Consider the following 17,922-nt stretch of genomic DNA (forward strand, 5'->3'; position numbering starts at 1 on the left):
CCGAAGTTGCGCCCGGGTCACTGAGTGGTGTTCGGACTTGGGCGCAAGTTCGCAGGTACTTCTGAACAAAGGCAACCTTGAATGCTCCGTCTCTTTCGCACTCTCCCCGCCTTAGCTCTGGTTTGGTCCGCCGTTGGTGCCGCAGCAGCAGAAACGCCAAACCCGGCTGCCACGTTCTGCACCGATCAGGGCGGGACGTATTCCGTGTCGGTGAGTGACTCGGGTCAAACTGGCTTTTGCACACTTGGCGACGGGCGTGAGATCGACGCTTGGGAGTTTTTTCGTGCCCAACATGGCACCGAAATCAACCCGGCCAGAGCCGACCGCATCTGGATGGGCGGCCCGATCCTGACAATGGTCGACGGGGCAATGCGGGCCGAGGCTCTGGCGGAGAAAGACGGCGTCATTCAGGGGGTTGGCGACGCAGACAGCGTGATGGCGCTGCAGGGCCCGGATACCCAGGTTATCGATTTGGCTGGTCGGACGATGATCCCCGGCTTTGTGGATGCCCACGGCCATGTGTTCATGACAGGTATCCAGGCGCTCTCGGCCAACATGTTGCCTGAACCTGACGGTCGCGTGAACGATATCCCCACCTTGCAGCAGGTCTTGCGCGAGTTTTCCGAGGCGCAGCCCGAGCGCATCGAACACGCGGGATTGATCCTCGGGTTCGGATACGATGACGCGCAACTTGCAGAACAACGCCACCCGACCCGTGACGAGCTTGATGCGGTGTCTACGGAGGTCCCTGTTTACGTGATCCACCAGTCCGGCCACCTTGGCGTCGCGAACTCGAAGGCGCTTGAAATCGCCGGGATCGACGCGAACACGCCCGATCCCACGGGCGGCGTCATCCGGCGTCGCGCAGGCAGCTCCGAACCCAACGGCGTTCTGGAGGAAAACGCGTCATTTGTCGTGATCGGCGCTCTTCTCGGCGGGCTTGACGAAGCAGCCAATCGTGCGATTTTCCGCGCCGGGACGGAACTCATCGCGTCCTTCGGGTATACCACCGCGCAGGAGGGGCGTTCTACACCCCAAGTCGCGCAACTCATGCAGGCCGTCGCAACCGAGGAAGGCCTCGACATCGACGTTGTGACCTACCCGGATGTTCTCGTGGACCGCGATTTCATCGCAGCAAGCCATTCGCGGGACTACGTCGACCGGTTCAGGGTCGGCGGCGCGAAACTGACGATTGACGGTTCCCCGCAAGGTTTCACCGCCCTGCGCGACCGCCCCTATTTCGATCCGCCCGAAGGATTCCGGGCGGATTATGTCGGCTATGCCTCCGCATCGGGTGATCAGGTCTTCGAGGCAATCGACTGGGCCTTTGCCAACGACGTGCAAATCCTGGTGCACGCCAATGGCGAGGGCGCGTCGGATATACTGATCGGCGCAGTCGAAACCGCGACAGAGTCCCATGGGCCTGCCGACCGCCGGCCAGTTCTGATCCACGGCCAGTTCCTTCGCGAGGATCAGGTTGATGCCTACAACCGTCTGAACGTCTTTCCCTCGCTCTTTCCGATGCACACGTTTTACTGGGGCGACTGGCATCGCGACCGGACCGTTGGTCCGGCCGCAGCAGACAACATCTCGCCAACCGGATGGGTCAGAGATCGCGGGATGATGTTTTCCAGCCACCATGACGCGCCGGTCGCGTTTCCGGACTCCATGCGCATTCTTGATGCCACGGTAACACGACGGTCTCGGTCCAACGATATCATCGGCCCTGCGCAGCGCGTCGATGTCCTGACGGCATTGAAATCGATGACGATCTGGCCCGCCTACCAACACTTCGAAGAACACCAGAAAGGCTCTCTGGAGACAGGAAAAATGGCTGACCTTGTGATCCTGTCCGACGATCCCACGGCCATTGATCCGGAGACACTCGACAGTGTCAAAGTGCTTGAAACCATCAAGGAAGGTGAAACGATCTACCAGGCCAGCGTGCGCGAAGGAAACATGCACTATGCACCTCGAGGTGACGGAACCGATCCGTACGCGGACTTTCTGCGCGTTTTCGCTGTATCGCAGGACATGCAGGGGTCACCCGGCGCTTTGAGCAGGCTGCGCCCCTCGGTTGTGGCGCGCGCACCGCATTCCGGCGCGTGTGTGGCCCGTGCCTTGGGTGATATCCTCGCATCAACCCTGTTGGAGACAGATACTCTGGTCGAATAGGGCCCGGCACAGCCGGTCCGCCGGGACCCACAACTGCAACCCTGCGCGCACCGTTGTGTGTGCCCTGGTGCCGCCGGACCCACCACCTTGCCTTTTGCATCGAAACTATGCGCATCTGAACCGTGGCCATAACGAGGATACTCAACTTTGGCATGGGTTATACCGCCTCACGAGGATCGCGAAGAGTGCAAAAGCCAGCCTCGCTGTTCCTGCACGGCAGAGGGGGAGCGCCGTATTCTGATACGGCACACCCGGCAACGGGGACGGCAATTTGCACGACGGATGCCTCACTCGTGCATACTTTTTTAAACACCCAAGGAAGGACAACACACCGTGATACCCGCGATAAAGTATGTTCACTCGCTTACAATCATCGCTCTGACTTCAGCTTCGGCCCTCGCAGTGCCTGCGCAGGCACAGGACGAGGCCATCAAACACGACGCACAGTATTACATTCTGCAGGCTCAAAACGCAGAGCAGTGGGCAGAAGACGATGCAGCGGTCGACGCACTGCTATCAGCGTTTCGTGAGACAAACGAAGGCAAACCCCCAAACATCGTATCAATCCTGATCGATGACCTCGGTTTCGGAGACATGGGCATACCCGAGTTGAACGCGGTGCGGGGTATCGATACTCCGAACATCAATGCGTTTTCGGATGAAGCGATGCGTATGGTGCGCATGTATACGGAGCCCTCCTGCACACCGACCCGCGTGGCCCAGATGACCGGTCGTCTGCCGGTCCGCATGGGCATGGGTGACACGACCGTCGATATCGCCGGTTTTGGTCTGCCGGGAAGTGAAGTGACTCTTGCCGAGGTGCTCAAGCAAGCTGGGTATGCAACCAGTCACGTCGGCAAATGGCATATGGGGGACATTGCCGAAAGCTGGGCAATGAACCAGGGGTTCGACTATGCGCAGCACGCAGTTCACCAGCAAGGCCAGCTGACCATCTTCAATGACGATGCGATCCGGGAACAGGTTTCGGTCGGGATCCAGGATTTCGAACAAGACTACGTGGTAGACAATTGGTTCCGTCCCGACGCGTCACACATGGCCACAGTGATTGAAGGCGAAGCCAACGGGCCGATCCGCGAAATTCGCATGGACGCAGGCGAACGCTGGGATGCGGAAAAATATGACGAGATGAACGAAGAGTTTCAGCTAAAAACGCTGGCAGAGCTTGAACGACTGGCCGAGGGCGATGCGCCGTTCTTTCTGCAGTACTGGCCGATGATCCCGCTCGACAACACGCGCACGGGGCGGGATGGGCCCGAAAGCGTCAATGGCGGGCTGTATGCCGACAAGCTGCAATTGCTGGACCAGTATCTAGGGGCACTCTTCGATCGGATGGATGACCTTGGTGTGGCCAACAATACCATCGTGGTTCTGATGGGGGACAATGGCCACTTCACCAAATACTCTCCGCAATCGGGATTCACGCCCATGATCTATCGCGGTGGCAAAGGCGACACGACTGAAGGCGGCGTGCGAGTGGATGCGTTCATTCGCTGGCCCGGGATCATCGAAGCGGACAGCATGATCAACAACATCATCCATGTCTCTGACCTCTACACCACCCTGTCGCGGATCGCAGGAGCCGATGAATTCATTCCACGCGACCGTCTGGTAGATGGCGTGGATCAGTCCGCCGCAATCCTGTTCGAAGACGAATCCAAGACCCGCCGGGACCATGTGATCATCTATTCCGTCGCCTCGCCGAAGGCCATTGTGAAGGACCAGTTGAAACTGAACCTGCCCGGCGCAGGGGAAAGCGCGATCCTGGCAAACTTCTTTGATATCTTTCGGGATACGCACGAAAAGTACCCTGTCTCAACCGAGGTCGGCGCTTGGGGAGGCCAGGAATTCCAGCGCATCCTCGGGCGACACATGGCGCGTAAGGAACTGTACCCGGATACCGAACCTGCGCGCGGCAGACCCTATGACGGGATTGAAAACCTGCGTCCGGAAACGGTTGCTGCGGTCGAGGCCTTTCTGACCAAGCAAGCGTCCATACAGCAATAAGTCCGTCGCGACCGCCTTTGTTGCGTGGCCGCACCAACAACAAACACCATTAGCCCTTTATTTATCTAAGCAAGCGTCCATACAGCAATCCGTCCGTCGCCACCGCCTTGGTGGGGTCGCGACCCATTCAAGACACGGATTTCGCCTTTACGTAGCTTCCGGGCGCAGGCTCCAGGGACTTGTACTTTCCCCGTTTGCGCGGCACCCGCGCCTTGACCATCTCGCCGGATTTCGCACTCAGCCAGTCAGACCAATGGGGCCACCAGGAGCCTTCATGCGGTGTGGACTGATCGAGGAACGCAGAAGCATCTTCGGGATAGGATGATGCCGTGCGATAGCCGTACTTCATGCGCGGCGATGGCGGGTTGATCACACCCGCGATATGGCCAGACCCCCCCAGCACGAACTCGACTTCGCCTCCAAGAAGACGCGTCGCGGGGTAGATCGACGTCCAGGGCGCGATGTGATCTTCTGCCGTGGCCAGCACGAACACGGGTGTTTTCACCTTGCGGATATCGATCTTCTGGCCGTCCATCTCCAGTCCGCCCGCCTCACACAATTTGTTCTTCAGGTAGATTTCTTCGAGGTACCACAGCAACATGGCCTTCGGCAGCCGGGTCGCATCGGAGTTCCAATATAGAAGATCGAATGCACGTGGTTTCTTTCCGCGCAGGTAATTGGCCTCGAAGAACGACCAGATCAGATCGTTTTCCCGCAGCATCGAGAACATGTCCTGAAGGTGGTAGGACTCAAGGTACCCTTTTTCCTCCATATGGGCGCGCAGGATTTCCAGTCGGTTGTCGTCTATGAAGACCCCGATCTCGCCGACATCCTTGAAATCGACCATTGTCGCCAGCGTTGTGGCCGCATTGATGCAATCATCGCCCTTTGCGGCAAGATATCCCAGCATCGAGGTCACGAGGATGCCGCCAATACAGAACCCGAGCACGTTGGCTTTGTCCTCCCCGGTGACATCGCGAATGACGTCGAGTGCGGTGAGCGGTCCAAGCGTCATGTAATCGGCGAAGTCCAGATCGGCGTGGGCCTTGGTCGGGTTGGCCCATGAGATCACGAAGACCGAATTGCCCTGATCCAGTGCGTATCGGATCAGGCTGTTCTTGGGCTGCATGTCCATGATGTAGAACTTGTTGATCCACGCAGGCACGAACAACAGCGGGATTTTGTGCTGCGTTTCCGTTCTCGGGTGATACTGGATGAGCTGCATCAACTCGTTCTGAAAAATCACCTCGCCTTCAGTAGTTGCAAGGTCCACCCCAACCTCGAACGCTTCCGGGTCGTTGGTCGCGATGTCCAGCCGTCCATCGCCTCGCTCCAGATCGTCCAACAGGTTTTCGATGCCGTTCAACAGGCTTTCACCACCGCTTTCCATAAGGGTCGCGCGGGCTGCGGGATTGGTGGCAAAATAGTTCGACGGGGACAGCACATGCAGCGCCTGCCGGGTGTAGAAATTTACCCGCATGTCGTCGCGACTATCCTGCGTGATCTGGTCCAGCAACTCGCCGACCGAGGTTTCCAAAGCAAGATAGGCGTCGCGGTACATGCGCGCAGCAGGGTCCTCCGACCAGCTCGGGTCGGCAAAGCGCCGATCGCGCACGGGTTCGGCATCTTCGGTCGGAGGCGTCATGACCTTGCCCCAGAACCCCGCGATATCGCTACCCGCCTTGATCTGTGCATTCCACATCTCCTGCGGATTTGTCAGCAACCGGGACCAGACGGTCATGTACGCCTTGGTCAAGGTCTGCGCATCCATCAGTGAGTACTCGGACCCGGAAGCCTGCGCGAGAGACCGTTTCTGCACTTTTGACGTTGCCTCCAACGCCCGTTGCGCCAGCGCCATCATGCGCATCGTTGTTTTCTGAACATTCGGAAGCTCAGTCTTTTTCGTGATTTCTGACATGCCGGAGACCTCCCAATCCAAATCGGACCTGCCCATTATAGCGACAGCGTGAAAAAGAGCGCTCCTCCTTTCGTTCAGTATCGCGCGCATGATATTCAAGTTGAGAGCGCACTCTGAAACACGGACGCGTGCGCTTCGAACTGGCTCGGTTTGGTCTGGTGCTGACCTCGGGAACTCATCGATTTTTTGTTCAGTTTCGGCTATATATCGTTATATTCGAAATCAACGGTCGAACTGACGCGTGACGAGGAGTGGCGAATGAATGTGATGGGGCTCGACTCCGCACAAAGCGAAGGATCGGCGACGCAGCGCGCCTACCAGATGCTGCGCGATATGATTGTCACGGGCGAACTGAAACCTGGCGAGAAACTGAAAATCGACGGGCTGCGACAGAAGCTGAACATCGGAGCCTCCCCGTTGCGAGAGGCGCTCAGCCTGCTGACATCAGACAACCTGGTGGAACGCATTGACCAACGGGGGTTTCGCGCGGCCGAGGTGAGTGCCGAGAATTTCGATGAGCTTCTGGTGCTCCGCTGCACACTCGAAGACCTTGCCTTGCGCGAAAGCATGGCGCGTGCGACCGATGCGTGGGAAGAAAGCATCGTTCTGGCACATCATCGGATGCAACGGGCAAAGGCCTCCCAGAGTTCAAGCTTCGAGCAGCTGCACAAGGGGTTTCACCTTGCACTGCTGGCGAATGCAAGCTCACCCATCTTGCTGAAGTTCTGTTCGCAACTCTACGACCTGAATATCCGATACCGATATCTTGCCGGGAACGCGCTGGACTATCAGCGCCGCGATGTCAGCGACGAACACAAGGGTATCCTCGATGCCGCCGTGGCCCGGGATGTCGATACCGCCAGTGAGCGCTTGCTCAACCACTACAAGATGACCGGCGCGTTCCTGTCCGGGCTACTTGGGCGCGGCGGGCTGGACTAAGCTAATACCAACGTCAGATCAAAGGCCACTTTCAGGTAGGCGTCAGGTACTTTGCCGGACAGATCAAACCCCTTTTCCGGAAAGGTTCCGGCGGGCATCTGAACATACCGCATCACGAGGTCTTCGCGCACGCCGAAAACCGTATCCTGATCAAGATACGGATCGTCTTCGGGGAAAACCTCGGTCACGAGTGTTTTGTATCCCTCCGCCTCCGCGATGAAGTGCAGGTGCGACGGGCGCCATGGATGGCGTCCGCACGCGCGCAGAATATCCCCAACCGGCCCGTCCGAAGGCACCGTATACTCCACGGGCCGCACCGTCGTGAAGGCATAGCGCCCGTCCGCGCCGACGGTTTGCAGACCGTGGAAGGAATAGGTCTCCTGATCCGGGTCCTGACTGGAGTAAAGCCCGTTCGGCGCGGTTTGCCAGATGTCCAGGGTCGCGCCGGGGATCGGAGCGCCATCCGGGTTCTTTACGATCCCTTCGACCAGAAGAACCGGCGCATCGAACCCCTTGCGCATGTCGCCTCCCACCCGAAGCGGCGGTGAGCCGGTGATATGAAACGGCCCCAAGACCGACGAAGACGTGCCTTCTGGCAGGTTGTGCAGCATGTCCACAAGCGATGACAGGCCCAACACATCCGATAGCAGGACAAACTCGTGCCGTTCCTTGTCAGAAATCTCTCCCGCTCTCTCCAGAAACGCGATGCCGGTGTTCCATTCCTCGTGGGTCAGGTTCACATCTCGGGCGAACCCGTGCAGATGGCGCACAAGGCTCCCCATCACTTCCCGCAAGCGCGGATTCACATCTTCGCCCAGGTAACCCATGAAAACATCGGTGATATTGTCTTTGGTGACGTCGCGCATGGGGCGCTCCTTTGGCTAGAGTAAAGCGAGGCTTAGAGCCGGAAACCGGATCAGAAGGATCAATACCAGCAGCATCACGAAGGCAAACGGCAGCGCCCCCAGAAACACGTCCTTTAGCTTGATCCGGTCGTCATCGAGCGTGGCCTTGATGACAAAGCAACTCAGCCCAAGCGGCGGTGTCAGCAACCCGATCTCTGCGGCGACAACGGCGACGATGCCGAACCACACAAGGCTCAGCCCCATTGTGTCGATCAGCGGCAGAAACAGGGGAACAACGATCAGGATGATCGAGGCGGTATCCAGGATTGTGCCCAGAAACAGCATCAACACCACGAGCAGGAACATGATCCAGAAGAACGAAAACTCGTTCGCTGCAAGGATCGTCTGAAGTTCGTTCGGCAATCCCGCGATACCCAGCATCCGCGCATACATCGACGCCGCGGTAATCAGAAAGAGGATCGCCGCAGTGATGTGCCCGGTTTCGATGACGGTTTCCCAAAAACTCTTCAGATTGATCCGCTTGCGAGCGGCTGCAATCAGGATGCCGAGCAGCGAACCTGCTGCGCCAGCTTCGACAGGCGTCGTCCAGCCAGTGTAGATCCCACCCAGCACCACAACGATCAGAATGATGATGGGAATTGTTTTCACGGCAATCTCGGACCACGGCATCAGGTCCTCGGTCTCGACCTTCTTGCCACCGACGAATGCGGGCGTGAATTTGCCCATGAACCAGATCGCCAACACGTAAGCCGCAGCCAGCAACAACCCCGGAATGACACCGGCCAGAAACATCTCGCCCACCGATTGCTCGGCGACGAATGAATAGATGATCAACATCGCGGAGGGCGGAATGATCATGCCGAGAACGGAGCTGCCCGCAACCACTCCGACCGCAAAGCGCGGGTTGTAGTCATGGCGCAACATCTCGGGCACCGACATTTTCGAGAACACCGAGGCAGATGCGATGGAGGACCCGGTGACGGCTGCAAACACCGCATTCGCACCGACCGTCGCCATGCCGATGCCACCTGTAATGCGTCGGAACCCCTGGTTCATGACCGAGTAAATATCCGCCCCAAGCCCAGCCTTGGAGACGATCAACCCCATAAAGGTGAACAGAGGGATCGTCGCAAACGTGTACTCCATCGCACTGTCGCCAATGGCGATCTTCAGCAGCGCGAAGGATAGATCCATGTTCTCGCGCATGATCCAGATGGCGACGAAGCTGACCAATCCGAGAGCAATGGGGATGTACATCCCGAGATAGATCAACACGATAATCGCTATGATCGAGACGAGGCCAATATCGACGGGGGTCATGAGCCGCTTTCTTGATGCGGGGTATGATCCCCCGTCTGCGTAAGGAAGTGAAGCAGAAAGTGCACCGTGCACAGGCACGCACTCAGGAAGATCACCAACTTGACCGGCCACCACGGCGCGGTGAACACGCCGGGTACGCCGAAGTAATCGTTGCTTTCCCACATCTCCAGAAACTCGGGCCAGATTGCGATCGCCACGAGGACCATGAAACCCGCACTTACAAGATCAATGATCTTGCCCAGCGCACTTCCGATACGCGGTTTTCGGGTCTGCATCAGGGACAGGAAACCGTCTGACCGGGTCAGGCGCCCGACGCGGATCACGTCCGGCAACTGCAGAAAGACGATCAGCACCATCGAGAACTGCACAACCTCGACCGCGCCGAGGAAGGGTGAATTGAAAAGCCCCCTCGCGACGATGTCGTAGTTCACGATCGCAATAAGCGCGACGACGACGAAGGTGCCAGCGGCATTTGCCGCCATGGCAATGCCGCTGGCAATTTTGGCGAAGGGGGCCATCGGGTCGGATGCTGCGCTTAGTTGATTGCGTCGTCGTCGGCCCAGTCGCGAACCGGGGAAAAGCCGGCTTGCTGCAACTTGCCCAGATAGCTGTTCAGCATCTGTGTACCGGGTTGACCGGCATCATTCAGACCCTGAGCCCATTCGGCAGCGATGTTCGGCATTGCGTTCGCCCAGGCGGCACGCTCTGCATCGTCCAGTTCGACAATGGTGCCACCAGCGGCGACATAAGCATCACGGCTGGCTTGTGCGCGGTCCATGGCAATTCCGGCGACATGATCTCGGTAGGCGACCGCGACCTCTTGAAGAACCTCTTTGACCTCTACGGGCAGTTTTTCCCAGTAATCCTTGTTGACCGTCACTGTTTTGGAGTTCACGGCACCAAGATCCGCCTTGAGCATATAGGGCGCAACCTCGGCAATCTTGAAGGTCGAGGCCGCTTCAGGCCAAAGCATTGCGCTGTCGACCAGACCAGTCTGAACCATGTTGTAGAAATCCGTGAGGCCGCCGCGCACGCCCGCCGCACCCTCGATGCCTTCGACATAGCGCAAGTTCATGCCCGCGCCTGCGATCTTGGTCCCCTCAAGGTCAGACAGGCTGCTGATCGGCATGCGGGAAAAAACCTGATAAGTGTCCAGGACGACACCTGTCGCAAGATAGACCTGGTTCTGGGCATCGAACTCGGCCTGCATGGCGGGATATTCCTTGGCGATTTCATCGACTGCCTTCGCGACGGCACGTGCATCCGACGACACGAACGGGGTTACAGCGGCCAGGCCCTGACTGGGCAGTTTGGAGCTGTGAAAGATCGTGGTGACGATCCCGATATCCCCCAGACCCAGTTTTACGCCTTCGAGAACCCCTTTCGGCTTCACGATGGTGCCGCCGTAACTTTCCTGCCAATCCATTTTGTAGTTGCCGGTCTCGGCAAGGCGCTTGTCTACCTCAGGAATGAAGAAGTTCGTGAACTCCTTCACCCAAAGCGCGCGCGCCGGGTATCCGTCGATGACGACCGCCTTGATCGTCTCGGTGGCCGCCGCAGGCAGGGCTGTCGCCCCTGCAAGCAATGCCGCCATGAGGGTACGGCGCGTGATCAGTCCAATCATTGTCTCTTCCTCCCAAAAAAGGCCTGACTGCTCAGGCTTTGGTCCACCTCGTCGTGAGCTGTGTGCCGGACCCAACAAACAGCTTGGCCAGGGGGCAGTACTTCTCAACCTCCACTGCCACGGCCTCTATCTCGGTGTCTGTCGCGGTGCCGGACCAGATCACGGTCTGGTCTATCGCGACAAACGGCGTTTCGATCTCCTCCGTTAGGGTGACACCCCGCCGGTCGAAGGTGCATGTCAGCCTGATGCGCAACGCGCCAATATCGACGCCTAGCTTGCTCGCGCATTTGTGGCCGATCACATTGGTACATCCGGCGAGCGCCGCCAGCGCAGTGTCTGTCGGGGTCGGTCCAAGATTTGTTCCACCGCGTTCCGTCGGTTCGTCTATCGAAAACGCCAGATCCCGAATGGCCACATCTGCCCGAGAATGCGATGGACAGGTCGCCTCGGCCTTGAGCCGGACTGTTGTCTTGTCACGCACTCCCATACGTCCTCACAAGATCTCGCACGCGTCGTCGAAATCGAACCTCGGCAGCTTCTGAAAAAGCGCGCTTTCGTCGGCATAGCCGATGTTGCACAGAAAGTTGGACTTCCAGCCGTTCTCTGCAAAGAACTCTTCATCCACGATCTGGTTGGAAAACCCCGACATCGCCCCGACATCCAGCCCCATCGCCCGCGCGGCAATCATGAAATACGCGCCCTGCAAGGTGGAATTTCGATAGGCCGTATCGTGGGCATAGTCCGGTTTTCCATCGAAAAGCGGCTTGCGGTCCTCGTGCGGAAACAGGAAGTCGAGGCGCTGCCAGTAAAGGGGGTCCCACGCAATAATCGCCGTGACCGGGGCTGCGCGCATCTTGTCGATGTTCTTGGCTTTGAGCGACTTCGCGAGGCGGTCCTTGTGCGCCGCGCTGCGCACGAAAATGAAACGCGCCGGGCAGGTATTCATGCTCGTCGGACCCTGAATGGTGATGTCGAACAGGGTACGGAGCAACTCATCGCTGACCGGGCGATCGGTCCACGCGTAATGTGATCGGGCATCGCGGAGGATCAGATCGATCGAGTCGTCGTCCAGACGCGGCTTGCGGGACCGCAGCGCACGCACGGCCTCCTGCGCGGTCGCTCTGAGGTCGGACAGGGATTCGGACCCTTCCCCCATCATTCCGCCGCCGTCTTTGCAGCGGTGTGTGCTTCATCCACGACCGGGTTGGCACAGGTTCCGACGCCTTCGATCTCAACCTCGATGACCTCGCCCGGACGCAACCAGCGTGGCCCGGGCTTCTTGGCATGACCCACGCCCGGGGGAGTCCCAAGGGCGATCAAATCACCGGACTCGAGTGTGGTGTATTCCGAAATGATCGACAGGGTCTTGGCTGCCCCCCAGATCATATTGCTTGTATTCGACGACTGGAGCACTTCGTCACCGACGCGGCTTTCGATTTTCAGGCCGCTTGCACCTTCGGGCAGTTCATCGGGTGTCACCACGATCGGGCCTATCGCACCCGTGTTGTCGAAGTTCTTTCCGGGTGTCCACTGATGGGTCTTGCGTTGGTATTCGCGGACCGATCCATCGTTGAAGGTCGTGTAACCAAAGACATGATCAAGCGCCTTGTCTTCGGGGATATGGCGGCCACCCTTGCCGACGATGAGCATCAGTTCGGCTTCGTAGTCCAGTGTTTCCGAACAGGTCGGACGCACCATCGGAGCACCGGAAGCCATGACCGAGTTGCGGCCACGCATGAACAGCGCCGGATAATCGGGAATGTCGTAACCGCCTTCCTTGATATGCTCCACGTAGTTCAAGCCAAGGCAGATGATCGTGCCCGGATTGGCGATCGGCAAGGCGGGCGAGATAGCGCTGACTGGAACGGCCTCTGCGGTTTCGGCGGCGGCGTGGGCGCGTGCCAAAAGATCAGGCGACGCAGTGAGTGCTGCAAGATCGTTGCCGATCTCCGGCAGAACGCGCGACAGATTTTTCGCCTCGTCCCCGGTTACAGCAAACACACTTTGCACGCCCTCGACGGTCCCAACGAGAAATCGCATCTTTCCCTCCATTTTCCCTGATACTCTTTTGACGATAAAAATTGCATCAGTCAAATAAAATCGATATTCTTGCTGGGCAGCAAAAGGAGACGATCGCATGCCGGCATGGAACGACTATAAATCCGAGGCGAAGTCTCGCGGTGCGCTTGCATTAGAACTCTATGCAGTGGTCTCCACGCCGACTGGCGACCCGGCGCTTGTGAAAGAGAACCTGCCGGATCATCTGGCCTACCAAGCCGAACAAGAATCCCTGGGAACGCTTTTTCTGGCTGGTCCGATGTCCGACGAAACCGGCGCGCAAATGCAGGGAACAGGACTTATCATCTATCGTACCCCGTCCCTAGACGATGCGCGTACCCTGGCGGACGCAGACCCTATGCATTCCAGTGGCGCGCGCAGTTACGTACTCAGGCGCTGGCTTGTGAACGAAGGGTCGTTGTCGCTGTCGGTCGGGCTTTCAACGAAATCCGTTGACCTTGGCTAACGCTAGCCGGGTCCGAGCGCGTGCGCGAGTTGACGTGCGAATTTCAATGCTGCAACCGGCAAGGTGCGCCCACGCAGGTGGCCGAGCAACAACTCCCCGCCCGCCACGTCCTGCGCAGAAATCGGAATAAACACCATCTCCGGGCGGGCGCGCTCGCTCAACCCGACCGGGATCTGAAATCCGATGCACTGACCGTAGGCCGCGTAGTGGCGAACCATTTCAAAGGATTCAGTCTCTAGAGCAGGCTCAAGCCTCTGGCCGCTGCGGCTGGCTGCAAGGTCAAGAAGTCCGCGAACGCCGTATTGTGGCCCAGGCAAAACCAGATCGTATTGCAGGCAGTCCCGTAATCGTAACTCCTTGCGCCCGGCAAGGGGATGGGCCCGCGACATGACCGCCATTACGGGTTGCGGAACAGCGTGAAGGATCTCGAAGTCGACCAGATGCGCGGGTTCGAACACAAGCGCCAGATCGCTTTCAAAGGTAACCAGGTCCTGCTCCGCCTCGATCCGGTCTCGCACCTTGACCGAGAACGTCACACCGGGAAACGCACTGCGGTATTCCGAGATTTGTTGCGGCAGGAAATAGGGCAGCAACGCCTGCGAACAGGCGATCTTTACATGCCCGCGCCGAACGCCTGACAAGTCTGCCACCTGGGAATGTACGCGGGCCAGATCCTGGCGCTGGCTGCGCACATGGTGCAACAACAACTCGCCGGCGGGATTGAGCCGCATCCCACGCGGCAGCCGTTCGAAAATCTCGGATCCGAACTCTTCCTCGAATGCCTGAATCCGCCTGTTTAGAGCCGAAGCCGTGATGTTCGTATCCTCGGCGGCCTTGCGGATGGAGCCCGACCGATGGACGGCTTCGATCATGTCGTAGATCAGCAGGTGACGCATTTCTTATGCTGCATTTTTTGCATCGGTCTGCTGAGTTTATAGCATTTGAGCGCAACGCACTGCAATGCAACTGTCGCTGCAAGCAGACCTCCTCACACCGAAAGGGTTTCCCATGGCATCTACCCGCAGAGACTTCCTAAAGCTGAGCGGCAGCACTCTTGGTGCTGCAATGCTTCCGTTCCTGAAAACACTACCGGCGCACGCAGCATCCGGCGACGTTCTGGTGGCCGTCACCGGGCAGACAATCAACTCGCTTGACCTGCACCGCACGGGCACAAACCGTGCCTCCTATCAGGTCGCGGTGAACGTCTATGACCGGCTTGTGAGTTTCGGCACCAAGACCGCACCGGGTGGTGGACTGTCTTACGACTACGCCGTGATCGAGCCGGAACTCGCCGAGAGCTGGGAGATTTCCGAGGACGGTCTGACCATGATCTTCAAGCTCAAATCCGACGCCACGTTCTGGGACGGGCGCAAGGTCACGGCAGAAGATGTGAAATGGTCGTTCGACCGCGCGGTCTCTGTTGGCGGCTTTCCGTCTGTCCAGATGCGCGCAGGCGGGCTGGAACGCCCGGATCAGTTTGCCGCCGTGGATGAAGAGACCTTCGTCATAACACTCGACCGTCCATCGAAACTTACGCTTCCGGATCTTGCGGTTCCCGTGCCCTTCATCATCAACGCCGAGGTCGCCAAGGCCAACGCGACCGCAGACGACCCGTGGGCGATGGAATACCTGCACACAACGCCCGCGGGTTCGGGTGCGTTCAAGGTCGCGACTTGGCAGCAAGGCCAACAACTGGTTTACGAGCGCAACGATGCATGGGTCGGCGGCCCCCTGCCCGCTTTCCAACGCGTCATCGTCCGCGAAGTGCCCAGTCCGGCCACGCGACGCGCGCTGATCGAACGGGGCGATGTGCAGATGTCGTTCAACATTCCCAACAAGGATGCGTCGGAACTGGACGCGATGGACGATGTTGACGTCTATTCCACTCCTATCGAGAACTGCATCCATTGCCTCTGCCCGAACTTCGCGTTCGAACCGTTTCAGGACGCCAACGTGCGCAAGGCTCTCGCCTATGCAATTCCCTACGAGGCGATCTTTCAGACTGCGGCTTACAGCCGTGGCGCGCCAATGTGGGGCGGAGAAGCCGAAATCACCGATATCGCCTGGCCGCGCAAGTCGCCCTACATGACCGACATGGCCAAGGCCAAGGAACACATGGCGGCCTCCGGGTTTGCCTCCGGGTTCGAGGTACCCTTGTCGATCAGCCTTGGTCTGGCCGACTGGATGGAACCGACCGCCTTGCTGCTGCAAGAGGCCTTTGCAGAGATCGGCATCAAGACGGAGATCGAAAAGATCCCCGGCGCAAACTGGCGCACGGCGGCTCTCGTTGAAAAGCGCCTGCCCCTGCACCTGGAGAACTTCGGCGGATGGTTGAACACGCCCGACTACTACTTCTTCTGGGCCTACAAGAACGGGCATCTGTTCAACTCCTCGAACTATCTTAACGAAGAGATCGAGAAACTGGTCGATGACACCCTGCACATCCCGATGGACGATCCGGCCTATGCGCCGGCCATCAAGCGGATGTTCGAAATTGCCTTCGAAGACCTGCCGCGTATTCCGCTTTGGCAGCCAGCACTCAACGTGGCCATGAACGGCGCGACCGATTACGAGTTCTGGTTCCACCGTCAATTGGATGTTCGCCCGCTTTCGTCAGCTTCAGCCTGATGAACGCGCGCGCGCAGATGATCCTGGGCCGTGTGGCCCAGACGATCCCAGTGGTGATCGGCGTTGTGGTGATTTCGTTCATTCTCACCCGCGCCCTTCCCGGGGACCCGGCAGTATATTTTGCCGGCCCCGCAGCAGACGAGGCCTCCATTGCCGAAGTGCGGGAGGCGCTCGGCCTCGACAAGCCCTTGATACAGCAGTTCTTCTTCTATGTCGGAGACCTGCTACAGGGCGATCTGGGCACCGCAATCTCGACCGGTCAATCGGTTCGAGCGGACCTTGCTGCGCGCCTTCCTGCGTCTCTGGAACTCACTCTGGTTGCGCTTCTGCTGTCCTGCGCCATTGCCATTCCGCTCGGTATCCTCGCGGCAACCCGGCCCGGAACATGGGTAGACCACCTGTGCCGAGTTGTCGTGACCGCGGGTGTTTCGATGCCCACGTTCTTCACCGGCATCGTTTTGATTTATGTGTTCTACTATCTGACCGGCCTTGCACCCGCGCCTCTGGGCAGGCTCGACTTCATCTACATCTCGCCGCCGCATGTGACCGGGTTCTACCTGATCGATGCCGCGTTGGCCGGGGATTGGAACACATGGGTCGGCGTGATGAAACAACTTGTGCTGCCTGCCTCCACTCTGGCGCTGTTCACTCTGGCGCCGATTGCTCGCATGACCCGCGCGTCCATGCTGTCCTCGCTCTCGTCCGACTTCATTCGAACTGCTCGGGCCGCCGGGCTCGGGCGGCGCAAGATCCTCTACGGATACGCATTCCGGAACGCGTTGCTGCCGGTCATCACGACCCTCGGCATGGTGTTTTCCTTTACCCTTGGTGCGAACGTTCTGGTGGAAAAGGTCTTCGCCTGGCCAGGCATCGGCTCATACGCAGTCGAGGCGCTAGTCGTGTCCGATTACGCCGCCGTGCAGGGCTTCGTCCTTGCCATGGCGCTGCTTTTCGTTTTGCTCAACCTCCTGATCGACATCGCCTATGCGCTGATTGATCCCCGGATCGGGTTTTCCTGATGGCAGATGTGACAACAAACGCAGCGAAGGCCCGTAAGGGCGACACCACCTTCGGCCACATCGCCTATGTCCTGAAGGACAACCCGGTGACCTTGTTGGCGTTTTCGATGCTCGCCTTCTTCATCGGGTGCGCAGTATTCGGACCCAGCCTCGTGCCCTATGATCCGCTGGCGACCAACGCCGCACGCGCGCTTGAACCGCCGTCGTGGAGCCACTGGTTCGGTACCGACAACCTTGGTCGCGATGTCTTCAGCCGGGTGATCGTCGCAACACGTTTGGACCTGACCATTTCCGTCGCCGCCGTCGCGCTGAGCTTCGTCATCGGTTCCACGCTTGGGGCAATCGCCGGGTATTGGGGCGGATGGCTCGATGCCGTGCTGAACCGCTTTCTCGACACGATCATGGCGTTCCCGCTGTTCGTTCTGGCCATGGGCGTGGTGGCCGCGCTCGGCAACACGGTCGAGAACATCATCTACGCAACCGCCATCATCAACATTCCGTTTTACGCGCGCCTCGTCCGGGCGGAAGTGAACATCCGCCGCAATGCGGGCTTTGCCCAGGCCGCAAAACTCGCAGGCAACAGCGATCTGCGCGTGCTGGCCTTTCACATATTTCCCAATTCGCTGCCGCCGATGATGGTCCAGGTGTCGCTCAACCTCGGTTGGGCAATCCTGAATGCGGCAGGGCTGTCCTTTATCGGGTTGGGTGTCACACCCCCAACCCCGGAGTGGGGAATCATGGTGGCCGAGGGCGCGAACTTCATCGTCTCGGGCGAGTGGTGGCTCGCGCTGTTTCCCGGCCTCTGGCTGATGCTCGCGGTATTCACTTTCAACCTTCTGGGCGACGGGCTGCGCGACATCGTCGACCCGCGCAAGAGGACCTGA

The 17,922-nt window shown here is 58.9% G+C and carries 16 protein-coding genes; 7 read left to right on the plus strand and 9 right to left on the minus strand.

Annotated elements, in window-relative coordinates; translation table 11 throughout:
* Window positions 1-81: 81 nt before the first annotated feature.
* Both ACP15N_RS10965 and ACP15N_RS10970 read left to right on the plus strand, forming a co-directional pair.
* Entirely contained in the window at window positions 82-2,175 is a 2,094-nt protein-coding gene (locus ACP15N_RS10965) for an amidohydrolase family protein (protein ID WP_425092312.1), read from the plus strand.
* A gap of 333 nt (window positions 2,176-2,508) precedes the next feature.
* Window positions 2,509-4,200 (plus strand): sulfatase-like hydrolase/transferase, encoded by a 1,692-nt coding sequence (locus ACP15N_RS10970; protein ID WP_425092313.1) that lies wholly within the window; start codon window positions 2,509-2,511, stop codon window positions 4,198-4,200.
* 127 nt (window positions 4,201-4,327) lie between these two features.
* Here the strand turns inward: ACP15N_RS10970 and ACP15N_RS10975 are convergent, their stop codons facing one another.
* Window positions 4,328-6,118, minus strand: coding sequence for a PHA/PHB synthase family protein (locus tag ACP15N_RS10975; RefSeq protein WP_425092314.1), 1,791 nt, complete (start codon window positions 6,116-6,118; stop codon window positions 4,328-4,330).
* 258 nt (window positions 6,119-6,376) lie between these two features.
* Between ACP15N_RS10975 and ACP15N_RS10980 the strand changes: the two genes are divergently transcribed.
* Window positions 6,377-7,057: a GntR family transcriptional regulator gene (locus ACP15N_RS10980; protein WP_425092315.1), complete on the plus strand. Its 681-nt coding sequence runs from the start codon at window positions 6,377-6,379 to the stop codon at window positions 7,055-7,057.
* Here the strand turns inward: ACP15N_RS10980 and ACP15N_RS10985 are convergent.
* Genes ACP15N_RS10985 through ACP15N_RS11015 form a run of 7 tightly spaced genes read right to left on the minus strand, consistent with a single transcriptional unit; the run spans window position 7,054 to window position 12,907 of the window.
* The gene (locus ACP15N_RS10985) at window positions 7,054-7,923 is read right to left on the minus strand and encodes a dioxygenase (protein ID WP_425092316.1); all 870 of its coding nucleotides are present in this window, start codon (window positions 7,921-7,923) and stop codon (window positions 7,054-7,056) included. The genes ACP15N_RS10980 and ACP15N_RS10985 overlap by 4 nt on opposite strands.
* Window positions 7,924-7,938: 15 nt before the next feature.
* On the minus strand, window positions 7,939-9,243 hold the full coding sequence (locus ACP15N_RS10990) for a TRAP transporter large permease (protein WP_425092317.1): 1,305 nt from the start codon (window positions 9,241-9,243) through the stop codon (window positions 7,939-7,941).
* Entirely contained in the window at window positions 9,240-9,725 is a 486-nt protein-coding gene (locus tag ACP15N_RS10995) for a TRAP transporter small permease subunit (protein WP_425092318.1), read from the minus strand. Before ACP15N_RS10995 ends, ACP15N_RS10990 begins: the two co-directional genes overlap by 4 nt.
* A gap of 53 nt (window positions 9,726-9,778) precedes the next feature.
* Window positions 9,779-10,867 carry a C4-dicarboxylate TRAP transporter substrate-binding protein gene (locus ACP15N_RS11000; RefSeq protein WP_425092319.1) on the minus strand — a complete coding sequence of 363 codons (1,089 nt, stop codon included), beginning with the start codon at window positions 10,865-10,867 and terminating at the stop codon, window positions 9,779-9,781.
* Between the two features lie 31 nt (window positions 10,868-10,898).
* Window positions 10,899-11,354, minus strand: coding sequence for an OsmC family protein (locus ACP15N_RS11005; protein ID WP_425092320.1), 456 nt, complete (start codon window positions 11,352-11,354; stop codon window positions 10,899-10,901).
* 6 nt (window positions 11,355-11,360) lie between these two features.
* Window positions 11,361-12,023: a malonic semialdehyde reductase gene (locus ACP15N_RS11010; RefSeq protein ID WP_425092321.1), complete on the minus strand. Its 663-nt coding sequence runs from the start codon at window positions 12,021-12,023 to the stop codon at window positions 11,361-11,363.
* The gene (locus tag ACP15N_RS11015; protein ID WP_425092322.1) at window positions 12,023-12,907 is read right to left on the minus strand and encodes a fumarylacetoacetate hydrolase family protein; all 885 of its coding nucleotides are present in this window, start codon (window positions 12,905-12,907) and stop codon (window positions 12,023-12,025) included. Before ACP15N_RS11015 ends, ACP15N_RS11010 begins: the two co-directional genes overlap by 1 nt.
* Before the next feature lie 97 nt (window positions 12,908-13,004).
* Here ACP15N_RS11015 and ACP15N_RS11020 point away from each other — a divergent pair, with 97 nt between their 5' ends.
* Entirely contained in the window at window positions 13,005-13,391 is a 387-nt protein-coding gene (locus ACP15N_RS11020; protein ID WP_425092323.1) for a YciI family protein, read from the plus strand.
* A gap of 2 nt (window positions 13,392-13,393) precedes the next feature.
* Here the strand turns inward: ACP15N_RS11020 and ACP15N_RS11025 are convergent, their stop codons facing one another.
* Window positions 13,394-14,287, minus strand: coding sequence for a LysR family transcriptional regulator (locus ACP15N_RS11025; RefSeq protein WP_425092324.1), 894 nt, complete (start codon window positions 14,285-14,287; stop codon window positions 13,394-13,396).
* 112 nt (window positions 14,288-14,399) lie between these two features.
* Between ACP15N_RS11025 and ACP15N_RS11030 the strand changes: the two genes are divergently transcribed.
* From ACP15N_RS11030 to ACP15N_RS11040, 3 genes are read left to right on the plus strand one after another with little or no spacing between them, the layout of a single operon-like run.
* The gene (locus tag ACP15N_RS11030; protein ID WP_425092325.1) at window positions 14,400-16,019 is read left to right on the plus strand and encodes an ABC transporter substrate-binding protein; all 1,620 of its coding nucleotides are present in this window, start codon (window positions 14,400-14,402) and stop codon (window positions 16,017-16,019) included.
* Between the two features lie 17 nt (window positions 16,020-16,036).
* Window positions 16,037-17,038, plus strand: a complete 1,002-nt coding sequence (locus ACP15N_RS11035) for an ABC transporter permease (RefSeq protein ID WP_425092326.1) — start codon at window positions 16,037-16,039, stop codon at window positions 17,036-17,038.
* On the plus strand, window positions 17,038-17,922 hold the full coding sequence (locus ACP15N_RS11040) for an ABC transporter permease (protein ID WP_425092327.1): 885 nt from the start codon (window positions 17,038-17,040) through the stop codon (window positions 17,920-17,922). Before ACP15N_RS11035 ends, ACP15N_RS11040 begins: the two co-directional genes overlap by 1 nt.

Source organism: Tropicimonas sp. S265A (genome assembly GCF_049800835.1).
In the GTDB taxonomy this organism is placed as follows: domain Bacteria; phylum Pseudomonadota; class Alphaproteobacteria; order Rhodobacterales; family Rhodobacteraceae; genus Dinoroseobacter.